Origin of the sequence: Anabaena sp. 4-3, assembly GCF_001597745.1 — a bacterium.
Lineage (GTDB): Bacteria > Cyanobacteriota > Cyanobacteriia > Cyanobacteriales > Nostocaceae > Trichormus.
This window is the reverse complement of sequence record NZ_LUHJ01000001.1, coordinates 1-11,147: the sequence shown is the minus strand read 5'-3', so window position 1 is coordinate 11,147 and position 11,147 is coordinate 1. Positions and strand designations below refer to the sequence as shown.

The 11,147-nt window shown below is 45.3% G+C and carries 15 protein-coding genes and 1 pseudogene; 6 read left to right on the top strand and 10 right to left on the bottom strand.

Annotated elements, in window-relative coordinates:
• The 7 genes from A3775_RS00065 to A3775_RS00035 form a co-directional block, all read right to left on the bottom strand.
• Positions 1 to 443 (bottom strand): hypothetical protein (locus A3775_RS00065; RefSeq protein ID WP_066423322.1); only part of this gene is annotated, 443 nt, incomplete at its 3' end.
• A complete protein-coding gene (locus A3775_RS00060) occupies positions 440 to 637 on the bottom strand; it encodes a hypothetical protein (RefSeq protein ID WP_066423320.1) in 198 nt (65 codons plus the stop codon). The genes A3775_RS00065 and A3775_RS00060, both read right to left, overlap by 4 nt.
• The gene (locus A3775_RS24830) at positions 627 to 905 is read right to left on the bottom strand and encodes a hypothetical protein (protein ID WP_231866906.1); all 279 of its coding nucleotides are present in this window, start codon (positions 903 to 905) and stop codon (positions 627 to 629) included. The genes A3775_RS00060 and A3775_RS24830 overlap by 11 nt, the downstream gene beginning before the upstream one ends.
• The gene (locus A3775_RS00050) at positions 895 to 1,080 is read right to left on the bottom strand and encodes a hypothetical protein (protein WP_066423317.1); all 186 of its coding nucleotides are present in this window, start codon (positions 1,078 to 1,080) and stop codon (positions 895 to 897) included. The genes A3775_RS24830 and A3775_RS00050 overlap by 11 nt, the downstream gene beginning before the upstream one ends.
• On the bottom strand, positions 1,077 to 1,280 hold the full coding sequence (locus A3775_RS00045; protein ID WP_066423316.1) for a hypothetical protein: 204 nt from the start codon (positions 1,278 to 1,280) through the stop codon (positions 1,077 to 1,079). Before A3775_RS00045 ends, A3775_RS00050 begins: the two co-directional genes overlap by 4 nt.
• A gap of 38 nt (positions 1,281 to 1,318) precedes the next feature.
• Positions 1,319 to 1,561: a hypothetical protein gene (locus A3775_RS00040; RefSeq protein ID WP_082803634.1), complete on the bottom strand. Its 243-nt coding sequence runs from the start codon at positions 1,559 to 1,561 to the stop codon at positions 1,319 to 1,321.
• A 4-nt stretch (positions 1,562 to 1,565) separates the two neighbouring features.
• Positions 1,566 to 2,681 (bottom strand): ParM/StbA family protein, encoded by a 1,116-nt coding sequence (locus tag A3775_RS00035; RefSeq protein WP_066423324.1) that lies wholly within the window; start codon positions 2,679 to 2,681, stop codon positions 1,566 to 1,568.
• Positions 2,682 to 2,944: 263 nt separating this feature from the next.
• Here A3775_RS00035 and A3775_RS23290 point away from each other — a divergent pair, with 263 nt between their 5' ends.
• The 6 genes from A3775_RS23290 (at position 2,945) to A3775_RS23960 (ending at position 8,208) form a co-directional block, all read left to right on the top strand.
• Entirely contained in the window at positions 2,945 to 3,109 is a 165-nt protein-coding gene (locus tag A3775_RS23290) for a ribbon-helix-helix domain-containing protein (protein WP_082803633.1), read from the top strand.
• 161 nt (positions 3,110 to 3,270) lie between these two features.
• A complete protein-coding gene (locus tag A3775_RS23285; RefSeq protein WP_082803632.1) occupies positions 3,271 to 3,432 on the top strand; it encodes a ribbon-helix-helix protein, CopG family in 162 nt (53 codons plus the stop codon).
• A gap of 276 nt (positions 3,433 to 3,708) precedes the next feature.
• Positions 3,709 to 6,501: a DUF3854 domain-containing protein gene (locus A3775_RS00030; protein WP_156481542.1), complete on the top strand. Its 2,793-nt coding sequence runs from the start codon at positions 3,709 to 3,711 to the stop codon at positions 6,499 to 6,501.
• 370 nt (positions 6,502 to 6,871) lie between these two features.
• Positions 6,872 to 7,426 (top strand): site-specific integrase, encoded by a 555-nt coding sequence (locus A3775_RS00025; protein WP_066423313.1) that lies wholly within the window; start codon positions 6,872 to 6,874, stop codon positions 7,424 to 7,426.
• Positions 7,427 to 7,504: 78 nt separating this feature from the next.
• Entirely contained in the window at positions 7,505 to 8,008 is a 504-nt protein-coding gene (locus A3775_RS00020) for a hypothetical protein (RefSeq protein ID WP_156481541.1), read from the top strand.
• A 53-nt stretch (positions 8,009 to 8,061) separates the two neighbouring features.
• A complete protein-coding gene (locus A3775_RS23960; protein WP_156481540.1) occupies positions 8,062 to 8,208 on the top strand; it encodes a hypothetical protein in 147 nt (48 codons plus the stop codon).
• Between the two features lie 245 nt (positions 8,209 to 8,453).
• On the opposite strand, the gene A3775_RS24535 is transcribed toward A3775_RS23960, so the two are convergent.
• The 3 genes and pseudogenes from A3775_RS24535 to A3775_RS24530 all read right to left on the bottom strand — a co-directional run.
• Complete coding sequence (locus A3775_RS24535; protein ID WP_066423311.1) at positions 8,454 to 10,307, bottom strand: hypothetical protein; 1,854 nt, start codon at positions 10,305 to 10,307, stop codon at positions 8,454 to 8,456.
• Complete coding sequence (locus A3775_RS00010; protein ID WP_066423310.1) at positions 10,304 to 10,867, bottom strand: hypothetical protein; 564 nt, start codon at positions 10,865 to 10,867, stop codon at positions 10,304 to 10,306. The genes A3775_RS24535 and A3775_RS00010 overlap by 4 nt, the downstream gene beginning before the upstream one ends.
• Before the next feature lie 49 nt (positions 10,868 to 10,916).
• Positions 10,917 to 11,147, bottom strand: a pseudogene (locus tag A3775_RS24530) (hypothetical protein); the annotation flags it as partial.

The window sequence follows — 11,147 nt, the reverse complement described above, 5'->3', positions numbered from 1 at the left end:
ATCTCAATTCCTCGGAGTTGGGCGCGATGTGATTCGCTGAGTAGATTGAGTGTACGCCCATGCCGAAACTGTTCTTGACTAATTTGGTTATCACTGCTGATTACTTTCTCTTGCAGTTGATAACCTAGACGGGCATCGCTGATTCTCACTTTTGCCCAACTATCAGTCATGCGGTTTACAGTCTGTCCGGCACTGGTAAGAAACTGTGCTTCCTCTGCCATTAGCGTTTCCGTTGCCTGTAACCCTTCGCTTAGGTTGCCAAACACAGCTTTTGCATTCTTGGCACGTTCTGTCTGTTTGATTCTGAAATCTGCCACTGTTGCTGCTGCTGTTTCGTTACCGTCTAAGGCTTGGAATATTGTTTGTTGATCAATTCCAGAGAGAGATGCGATTGCAGTATAGGTTGTAGGTGCATCCAGTTTTAATCTCACTGTGCGGTTCATGTCGGTTTACGCTCCCCCTGTAAATAAGGTAAAGCTTGCTGGATTACGGATTGGTCTTGTGGCGTTCTCCCCAGATTGGGTAAAGTGGGGTCGTCGTTGGCTACCACTGTGGCAGCTTCCCCAGCCAACTCTGCGGGGCATCCTCGCTCGATGAGTTCACCAAATGCGGCGAAAAATAAATTATCATTTCTCATCTTCACCCTCCTCATTTTCTGCAAGGGGATTGATAGTGGAAATGAAATGCACTGCTGCTGTACTTTCTTCTGCTGCCTGTAATACTTCCTCGGCTTGGTCGTAGCCTGTTACTTTGGTTACGCCGTCATCTGCTGATTCTGCTTCACACAGATAATATTTGTTGTTCATGTTGGTAAAATCCTTTTGTGTCTTGGTAAGAGATACGTTTGGGGAATTGCGATCGCGCTGGCTGGAAATCATTGCGATCGCCTTCTCCCTACTCACCATCACAATCGTCAAATTGAAGCACCAATTCCTGAAAAGATTGGTTCGCCCACTCCTCAATCCCAATTCCGTTTGCGTTCTCCACTCCCCATTCATCTGAAGAAATTTCATCAAATTTTTTCAGCACTTCCTCTAGTTGTTCGGGGGTGAGTTCGTCGTCATAACGCGAATTAATCATTGTGCCTCCAAGTTCGTTGTCCCACATCCGGGATTGATTTCACCGCGAATATATTCGAGTGCGGTCATTGCATCAAAAATATTTAGATCCGGCTGAAAACCGCTTTCCTGCAATTTTTGGAATTGTGGGTGCTGGGTAATTTTGTCCAAAATCTTGTCGGCAGTTTTGATTAATTCTGCGAGGGGTGTGGATGTTTCCATTGGGTTCTCCTTTAACAACTGTGTGTAGTTTTTTTTGGTTACGCCACATTTTTGGCCATATTGGCCAAACCAATTTTGTTGGGCTGTATGGGTGCAGTTGGGGTAGTGGGTGCTGATGGTTTAGCTTGCGATTGTGCATTTCCTCCACTTGAAAAAATTAATTTTTCCACTGCCGCCGATAGTGCTTGTGTGGGTGCGTCTTCGGAAATTCCGAACATTTTTTGAAGTTCCTCCACCGCTAAATAACTGATTGTCACGCGACGAGAATCGTAATTGGGCATGGATTTACGCTCCTATTGAGATTTCCGAAAGAAGTTTTAGCCCCTGGGCGTTGATGAATTGGGGATTGGGTAAGACTACAAATCCTAAACCAGCGAGATTCTGATCCACTACTGGCAAGGAAACACCACCACCCCAGGCGACAAGATATTTAGCTCTATCCAGGTAATTACCAGAGGTGACAAAGTTGGCGAATTTCTCTATCCTGCTAGACCACCACTCGTCTAGACATTGGGCATATTCTTGATCAAACTTTTTACCTGTGAGGTGATTTCCTCCATAAGTAAAAGTGCCTTCAAGAATTCCCCGATTAACTAAAGAAGGTGAATGTTTGACATCTTTGGATAGCAGACTTACTTTGTCGTTTCGCTTGTCTAATGCTTCTGCGATCATGGTATGTAGCTCACCCGCACCACCTTCAATAAGATGGCGGTCAATCACTGCCCCAGAACCATCAAACACAGTTGCCAACCAAGTCGATGAACCGATATCAAGAGCGATCGCAACTTCTGACTCTTCTAGGGCAAGGGTTGGTTCACCAAATAAACAATGAGCGATACTACCAAACCCTTCGGGATAAATGCCTGTAACTACAATCTCAACTGTTTTGGTGACCATCTCACGGGTTACGGGGTGTTTGTGTTGGAAGGTGTGAGTGCCTTGCACCCTGCGCTTGATTTCTTCTCCCCAGCGTTCTGGGTTGTGGCTGGACAGTGCTAAAGACAGAGTTAGATTGTCCGGGGCATTCAAAACTGCCAAATCCGCAAGAACACCTTCTAATGCCAGTTCCGCTTTTTTGGCTTTATCCTCATGCAGTAGGGTGTGGTCAGGTTGTGCTTGTGCCGCAGTTCCCCAGAAGTATTGCACATCCCGTAAGTCTGCTCGATGCCCGTCTATGTATCGCACCCATGCACCATCCTTGGAAATTGTTTCGTGATGACGGATGTTGCGATTCCGTACCAGTGAGTAGGCGGCTGGCATCATGATTGAAAAATCACCATAAATTGATTTTCCGAATCCTGCTCCCCCATCCCGACCCCCAATTAAGGCATTTATCCCAGAATTGGCAATTGTATTAGCTTGAGTAAGCCAATTTTCGGCATTGGTGTATGTGGTTGTCATGGTTCTGATAATTGGTAAAAGTGTTGTTTTTTCTGGTTTTGGGGTCAATTTAGCTTAAATCATGCTCATTTCCACAAAACCAATTAACGGCTAGCTCTTACGCCACTTTCCGGCTTCTATCGCCTGTGTTGGGTGGCGTTTTTTGGCTTGCTTGATAATGCTAATATAGTTGACAGTGGCATCACCTGTCAACGTAGGGTTGAAAAAAGTAAAAACTTTCTACCACGACTTATGCTTGAATCTATAGTTGACAAGTGTAGGCAATGGCAACCAGACGACCACGAGTAATGTTTACGTGTGACGACTCCACAAAAAAGATTTTGGAGGAATGGGCAGAAGACGAAGGAAGAACATTGAGCAACTTAGTCGAGCGCATCGTAGAGGATGCAATTGCCAATCGTCCAAAGAAATCAAAAAAACAACATTAAATTATTTAGGGTAAGAAATTGACTAAAGAAAAATTTAACAATTCATCCTAGTGCCTAAAAAAACCGTTGTGGACGATAATGCTACAACGCATCAAAACACAAACCACTTGCATAGTACACGTATACTAACTAAAGTAGATATACACCATCACTCAGCAATTATGCCCAAGCAACTGGAACCCATTATTTTGAGTAGCTACGCCAGCACTCGTCTCACATCTGAGGAAAAATCGAAAGTTGCAAAAATCGCAACTGCGCGAGGACAAAAGCAGAGCGTAATCATCCGCGAAGCTGTACGCCTTTACCTCGACCAATCTGTTTGATAAGTAAAAAATGCACAAAAAAAGGAGGATAAGCGGCTATTAATCAGATGGCTTCCAATGTTTCCTTTCATAGAAAGCACAGCTTTTAGGTAGCACACAAATCCGTACCATAATTTTTTTAATATCACTTCAAATATAGCAGGTGTTGCCCACTGCGTTTTAAAATTTGATTTGAATTTTGATGACATCTTCTCAGGGCAATGGTACGAGATTGGAGTCCTGATTGATAGACTCTTTCCTCCTTGGCTAACGGAACAGTTATCAAGGAAAGAACCAGTGCAAATTAAAAATACATATATCTCTACCAAGCCGAGACTTGCAGATAAACATTACAAAGAATGCGTCACCAATCGCGGATTAAATCCCGACTGGATAGAAGTTAATTGCCGCTCGATGACAATTAAGGAAGCGAGTGAGCGACTAGGATACGAGTCAAAATCAGCAGGGATATGGCTAGAAGGTGTTAACGGCTTTGGCCAATTCCGACCGGATAAAGCTTGGAAAAGCGACGGTGACAAGAAAGCACCCAAGTACAGGACAGCGACGGGTGAGGAATATGACGCGATGCTACCGCGACATCCTGACAACCCGCACTACTGGAACGATTTAGAAGCACTTAAAAAAATGTGCTGGACAATTAACGGGCATCCCTGTGTGGGCATTACGGAAGGATTGTTCAAGGCGATCGCAGGATGTGCCAACGATATCCCCTGTGTAGCCCTTGCCGGAGTAGAGCAAGGCTTAACTTCTGCTAAGTCAGACCCACAAGGAAAGCGATACTTGGTGGAAAGTTTAGAGAAGTTAGCCAAAGCTGGGTTTGGATTCATTATTTTATTTGATGCCGATGCCGCTAACAATATCAACGTAGTACAAGCACAACGCAAATTAGCCGCGCAATTATATAAATTTAAAGTACCAGTCTTCATAGGCACCGGACTTTGGAATGTAGAAGAAGGGAAAGGCATGGACGACTATATCCAGACGAACGGATCTGATGCGTTCATAGAGAATGTGATGCGTAAGGTGGTAAACATCGATGCTTGGGAGAAACAGTTTGCAGCCGCAGAAGATGACCCCAAGAAAAATAAAATTCCACCGGCGGACAGGATAGCTAGAGAGATAGCAGAGGAATACCGCGACAAACTGGCGTATAACAACGAAGCGGGCTGCTGGATGCGGTACGAAGTTGATTACATGGGTGTGTGGTCATCTCAAACCGACGAATATATTGAGTCAATAGTGTTTAATATTTTGGGCGGAAAGGGCATCGTTGACTTTAACAGTTACAGTTACGTTACGAACATCGTTAAAGCGATGCGCTGTTTACTCATTGTCCGGCGATGGGAAGAAAAATCTCCCAAGGATATGTTGCCGTTCATCAACGGTGTGCTGGACATCGCCACAGGTAAATTACTTCCCCACTCCCCTGGATATCGTTTTACTTGGCAACTGCCACGGGAACATAAACCCCAAGCTAATGACTGGTCAACTATCAATAATTTCTTAGACCACTTAGCAGCAGGTAATGAGGCGATTAAAAATCTGTTGATTTGTTACTGCAACGCGGTGATCAAGGGACGGCACGACCTCCAGAAGTTTTTACACCTTATTGGGCTAGGTGGCACAGGTAAAGGCACGTTTGCTCGGTTGATTGTGTCGCTAATTGGTAAGCAGAATGTCCATAGCACCACGTTAGAAGATTGGTTGGGTAACAGGTTTGAGGGTGCGAACGCTTACCGTAAACGCTTGGTACTGTTCCCAGACGAAGACAAACAAACAGGGAAGCTGGGCAAATTCTTGAGCCTGACTGGTGAAGATGATATCCGCGCTGAGGAGAAAGGGCGCAAAGCTTTCCTCTACCGCTTTGATGGGATGGTGTTGGTGCTTTCAAATGAACCAATTTTCACCGGGGGGAGTGCCAATAGGGTGAAGCGTCGGGTTTTGACTGTGCCTTGTAATAATCCTGTCGCCAAAGTGCAGTTAGACCTAGAAGCGCAATTTGAGCCGGAGTTGTCGGCATTTACTAATTACATTCTGAGCATCCCAGATGAAGAAGTTACCAATACGTTGTTAGGTCGGGCAATCCCAGAATGCACTTTTGAATTTTGGGAGAACAGAATGCGGGTTGATTCGATTGCAGCTTGGCTCAACAACTGCGTCATCCATGACCCCGCCGCAGAAATTGCAATTGGGTCTAATCGCCATGAAGGCAATGACGGACAAGAAGTCGTGACACTGTTTGGGTCTTACAATCGCTACTGTCAAAATACAGGCAACATCGCCAAAGCTCACAACAACTTCCCCCCTGACTTATTGGAGTTGTGTAAATCAGTCCTGGGATGGGAAGTCGAGCGCAGAGCCACTAAAACAGGGAAATTCGTTCGAGGACTTAGACTAAGACGCGCTGGGATTGACGACCAAATTCCCACTTACGACTACATCCTTTTGCAGAAGGTGACGGTTGGTGACGGACTAGGTGACGAACTTGGTGACGAACTCAAACCCTTGCAAAATAAGGCAGGTGACGAAGGTGACGAACTTTTCCCTACTCAGGCTGAAATAAAAAAATTTGTTTCACCTGTGAGTAATGATGAAAAAACTAATAATTTAAATAGAGTTGAGAAAAAACCGTCACCTTCGTCACCGCCCTTGCAGGATAAGGATTCTAGTCCGTCACCGAGTCCGTCACCGAGTCCGTCACCAACTAAGGAGATTGATTTTAACTATGGGGATAGAGTTAAATTGCTTTCCAACTGCAACAAGTACACAGCAGGAACAGAGATGTTTGTGCATGAAGTGGGTGATAGATTTTTACGACTTTGCCCAATTGGTTACACTCCTACCGATATCCATGACAGACAGATGTGCAGCAGACTGCGTGAACAGGTTGAGCTAATTCCCCAAACTAAAGCGATTACCCAAATTTGTGAAGGTGCGATTTATCAACACGTGGACGGGAGACGATTCAGGGTAGAGAAGTCTTACAAGACAGCCAGAACTTGCAAAGGCTATTTTGAGCGTGAAATTGAGGCCACCAAAATCAATTGGTCGGAGTTGCGCTCACTTTAAATCCCAATCCCAAATCCGGGATTTAATCCCGGAACTCAACAACCCCCAACTCCTTGCGGGAAGGGGCTTTACCCCAATATTGCGGTTCCCCGTAATATAAATATTCAATATTGCGGTTTCCCGTAATATGAATGTATTTGATATTGCGGTTTCCCGTAATATTGAACATCAAAATATAAGATGTGCTTATCAATCACCCCCAAAAACAGGGATTTTCGTAGTGCCGACACCCACCGACTGATAAGAAAAGCTTAATCACCAATCCCAAACCCCGAAAAACAACGCAATCATAATACTTGTAACCGTGTATTCCACAAAATCCACATTTGGTGTAAGATTTCAGGGAGAAACTTTGTAATAAAAATTAACGATGAAAGTAGCGGGGAATGGTCAAGCTAAGGTGCTGACCACTGAGGAATTAAATTTACTTTTTCATCACGGATTCACCACACCGCGCGATCGCACTCTTTTTGCAATTTGCTTGTTTACCGGGTGCAGGGTGAGTGAGGCACTAGCACTGCGAACCGACGATATTAAATCTGGTACTATCACTTTTCGCAAATCCACGACCAAGGGGAAGCTGAAAACCCGCGTGGTGGACATCCAGCCGGGGCTAGCTAAATTTTTAAAAGATTATCAACCTCCACGCACTGGAGCATTATTTCCGGGGATGCGTGGGGTAACACAGCAGATGACTCGATTTTCTGCCGATAAAATCTTGCGTGATGCCTGTAAGCGAGTTGGCATTGAGGGAGTAAGCACCCACTCATTTAGGCGCACTGCCCTTACCCAAATGTCCACGGCTGGGATTCCGCTAAGGCATATTCAGGAAATTTCGGGGCATAGCGATTTAGGCACTTTGCAGCGTTATCTGGAGGTCACGCCGGAGCAGAAGCGAGTGGCAGTGTCGGTGATTGGGTTCTAGTTACCCGAAACTCTCTGTAGGTGGGGTTTACACCCACATGGGTATATATTGGTTACAGATGGGTTACAGATGAAAAAAATGCCAAAATCATCACTGCCGAGTGTGCAGCAGGGATTATTTAGATCACTTGGTGGCTGGGAAATTCGACTCGTGGAGGATTGGGAATCCTGGCAGGAATGGCTGGAGCGAAATAATTCATTCAGGTATTGTCCTATGTGGGGCGAACCTGCTTACACGGTGCGAAAGGAGCAGGGGACTAAAGGAAAAGCTAGTTACTGGTACGCCTACCGCAAGGAATCAGGCAAGTTGGCGAAAGTTTATGTGGGGCTAAGTGAAGCTTTGACGGTGCAGAATTTAGAGGCGATCGCCCTGCAACTCACACAGAAGTTACAGATTAAGGTTACAGATAAATTACCTGTAACTAAAACCCAGGTTACAGATATGGCTACAGAGAATCAATATGTAACCAAAGGTAAGGTTACAGAGAGAGAGGAACTATCTGTAACCAAAGATGAGGTAGAGAAGTTACAGAGAGAAATCGAAAGGTTACAGAACGAGTTACAGATAAGCGTGGGAAAGTAGAAAGCCTAGAGGCGGAATTGGCATCCTCTAGGCAGGAAAAGACAAGGTTACAGATGCGGTTACAGAGAGAAACGCCGAACTATGATAAATTGCGCGATCGCATCTTGATGAAGTTGAGAGTGGGGCGGCAATCGCCCACAGGGAGGGCTATTGATTTACTGATCAGGGAGTTGAAGCGTGGAAGAAGAAATTTGGAGTAATAAAAATCTCTACCCCAACATTGAAATATAGCCAATCCCAAATCCGGGACAACATAAAATAATCCCCCTCCCAGTGTGGATGTGAGAGGGGGATTATTTTGAGCATCAGGCTTTATAATTAATATCTATTTTCAACAATTTCCTAACATTAACCTCCTGTCTGCGCCTCTGTCTGTTGCTGTCCATCTGTCTGCAACTGTCTGGATATCTGTCCGCCTCTGTCCCTTGCCCTGTAGGCATCCTGTCTAATTCTGTCTGTCCTGTCCATCTGTCTGTGTTAGGGTAATTTCGATGGTGTTTACGTCCACCCATCCAGCCATACCACACTCCACCAATTCATTAAAGAGTCGCTTAATTTCGTCAGCACTGAACCTATTCCCTTTCACCTTGAAGTTAGGTTGTACCTCAGAGATAGATGCTTTAGTGCGATTGGTTCTGCCGAGAAATTGGAATAGTGAATCAGCATTTTGAGAAAGTTTTTTGGCGGGTTGCCCCTTGTTCTCTTCGTCAATCTCAAATTCCATCTTCCGGTACAACTCCTCAAGCTGGGCTTTTACTTCTGGGGTAACTGTGGGTTCTAGTGGGTTGTCTTTGGCTTCTTCTAACCTAAAATCAGTTCGCTTCCGGTCGAGTTTGGGTAACTCTATCTGTAACCATTGCCCATGCCCAGGAAGTTTAATTTTGCCCATGCCGGATGCTTTGGCCTCTGTTGTCACCGGATCAACGTGAGCAATCAACTCAATCTCTAGCAGTGCAGCATCCCTGAGTTTGGATAACCCTTTGGCTTTACCCAAAATTTCCATTGTGCGATCATGGGCGACAAACAGAGGAATCATCAATTGTTTTCTAGATTCGGTCATGGCAGAGCGAAACCATTTACCAATGAAATCTGGGTCTGGCTTGAAATCTTCTACGTCGTCCGGGCATGGCTCAACAATATGGTCGCTCCAGGTGGTGAACTCCTCACAGATAACTGAGAAATGTTGGTTAGTGTCTCTGAGGTGTTGTGTCCATTGTTCCTCAGTTAACCCAGACTTACGATAAGCATCGTAACGGCGGCGCATTTCGTCCATGTACCATTGCATGAATTCGGCTATTTCTTCATAGCCAGAAATTAGTTTCACCCCTTTCCACTCAACCTCTGTCCCGTGAGGGTCAAGTACAAAAATTTGATTCCAACCTGCCTTGCGTTTGTGCCAGATAATTTCTCTGGTAGTCCAGCTTTTACCTGCCCCCATACCCCCATAAATTAGCGTGGGGTAGCCTATGGTATTTTTAATCCACTGATGTTTATCTCCGGCGATTGCTGGCTGTTCTATCTGTGCTTGCACTGTTCCCGGTTCACCGTGGGGTAACTGTGCTTGCGCTGGCTCAAACTTGTCAAAACTTTGCCCACCGTCAAGCAGATACCCGAACTCATGGTAATCATCACTGTTCATAGCCATGAGTAAAGCTGTCTGCTGCTGTGGGGTGATGCTTGCTAAAAACTGCTGTCTGGCCTCAGCTATTTTTATCCCCCGCAGATATTTAATTAGCTCATTACCAGACAGTTCTAGCAGCTGCTCACCTAATTTAACTGAGTAATTAGCTCTCATTCCCTCAAACTGTTTAGTGGCGCGGTAGTGTGGCCTAATATCGCTCAGATAATCTCGCGCTTTACCAGTGAGGAATAAACCAATTCCCCCCAATGCCATCGCCCCTAACCCAAGGTGAATTTTAAATGGATTGTCGGCGGGCAGTTCCCGGAACACATACAAAGATGAGTGTTGGAGAAATGCCCACGGGTTGTAGTTGGGGTTGCTTGTCCGGTACTGGTTAGCCTTGAGGTATGGTTCAGGCACTTGTGCGCGTTGCTCGTAGCGACAGTATTTATTACCCAACAGTAAACGCTCTGTGTCTCCCTCTGCCTCTAGTGGTGCATCATGTACCCTTGCGGATTGGGGGTAAAAGCACAGTTCCTTTTTGGCTATGCCGTCGCCGATATGCCCAGCTACACCACAAATCACCGCGCCTAGTACCGATGCCATCATGAGCAGGTTTAGACGCGGTGGTAAGTTATATGAGCGTTGGTTAAGTTCAGATGGTTTTACGTCGTTCATTTTTTGCGTAGGCAGAAAAATACAAGAACAGAAACAACTACGACAAGTCCCAGAATTAAGCCGTAATCGCTTTCTTTGGGCTTCTGAATGCGTTCATAGGTTTTTACTTGTTCAGTCACCACAGAGAAGCTTCTACGGGCTATAGAGTCCATTTCCTGAGCATCCCCGATTAGCTTCCAACTACTTGCACCTAAAACAAGTGTCCGAGTTACACCGATAGCTAACTTTTTGCGATCGCTTACCTCAGGAATAATGCTGCCGTTAAATCGCAAATAGCAAAGTGTAGCCGCTAAACTTGCCCCAACAGGTAAGCCAGCAATCACTGCGGGGAACATTCCAACGCTGCCAGCAAAGTAAAGATATTGAGTTGACGTAATCTGAAAACCTGCCAGGAATGTACCTTGGGCAATACCACGAATTATGGTGATGCTGCTGTCGGTTTCTGCGATATGTTCTTGTACTTGAAGAGCGTCGTATTGTTCGCTGTCTACAGTTTGGGGATTATCGCCTACAATCTCAGCATCAAAGTAAATAGGTGTTTTCTGATTGTTAGTTAGCATGGGACACCTAGAAATAACTATCCCCCAGTCAGCCTGGGGGAATTAATTGTTAGTCAATCAATCGTCGGAAGAATCCTTTCACGTTTCTCATTGCTGCTGAACCGTGTTTGTGGATATCCCGAAGTGTTTCTTTGGCTTTGTCAGTGGGTGTTAGCTCATCTTTTTTGGCATTCACCTGCTGCCAAAGTTGTGTTCGTGCTTTGGTTGAGTCAATCTCAATTCCTCGGAGTTGGGCGCGATGTGATTCGCTGAGTAGATTGAGTGTACGCCCATGCCGAAA

What these genes read in the sequence shown, in the direction of transcription:
- A3775_RS00020 (WP_156481541.1), top strand. Translation starts at nt 7,505, where the DNA reads ATGCCAAAATCATCACTGCCGAGTGTGCAGCAGGGATTATTTAGATCA.
- A3775_RS23960 (WP_156481540.1), top strand. Translation starts at nt 8,062, where the DNA reads ATGCGGTTACAGAGAGAAACGCCGAACTATGATAAATTGCGCGATCGC.
- A3775_RS23290 (WP_082803633.1), top strand. Translation starts at nt 2,945, where the DNA reads ATGGCAACCAGACGACCACGAGTAATGTTTACGTGTGACGACTCCACA.
- A3775_RS00035 (WP_066423324.1), bottom strand. Translation starts at nt 2,681, where the DNA reads ATGACAACCACATACACCAATGCCGAAAATTGGCTTACTCAAGCTAAT.
- A3775_RS24535 (WP_066423311.1), bottom strand. Translation starts at nt 10,307, where the DNA reads ATGAACGACGTAAAACCATCTGAACTTAACCAACGCTCATATAACTTA.
- A3775_RS00060 (WP_066423320.1), bottom strand. Translation starts at nt 637, where the DNA reads ATGAGAAATGATAATTTATTTTTCGCCGCATTTGGTGAACTCATCGAG.
- A3775_RS24830 (WP_231866906.1), bottom strand. Translation starts at nt 905, where the DNA reads ATGGTGAGTAGGGAGAAGGCGATCGCAATGATTTCCAGCCAGCGCGAT.
- A3775_RS23285 (WP_082803632.1), top strand. Translation starts at nt 3,271, where the DNA reads ATGCCCAAGCAACTGGAACCCATTATTTTGAGTAGCTACGCCAGCACT.
- A3775_RS00045 (WP_066423316.1), bottom strand. Translation starts at nt 1,280, where the DNA reads ATGGAAACATCCACACCCCTCGCAGAATTAATCAAAACTGCCGACAAG.
- A3775_RS00025 (WP_066423313.1), top strand. Translation starts at nt 6,872, where the DNA reads ATGAAAGTAGCGGGGAATGGTCAAGCTAAGGTGCTGACCACTGAGGAA.
- A3775_RS00050 (WP_066423317.1), bottom strand. Translation starts at nt 1,080, where the DNA reads ATGATTAATTCGCGTTATGACGACGAACTCACCCCCGAACAACTAGAG.
- A3775_RS00010 (WP_066423310.1), bottom strand. Translation starts at nt 10,867, where the DNA reads ATGCTAACTAACAATCAGAAAACACCTATTTACTTTGATGCTGAGATT.
- A3775_RS00040 (WP_082803634.1), bottom strand. Translation starts at nt 1,561, where the DNA reads ATGCCCAATTACGATTCTCGTCGCGTGACAATCAGTTATTTAGCGGTG.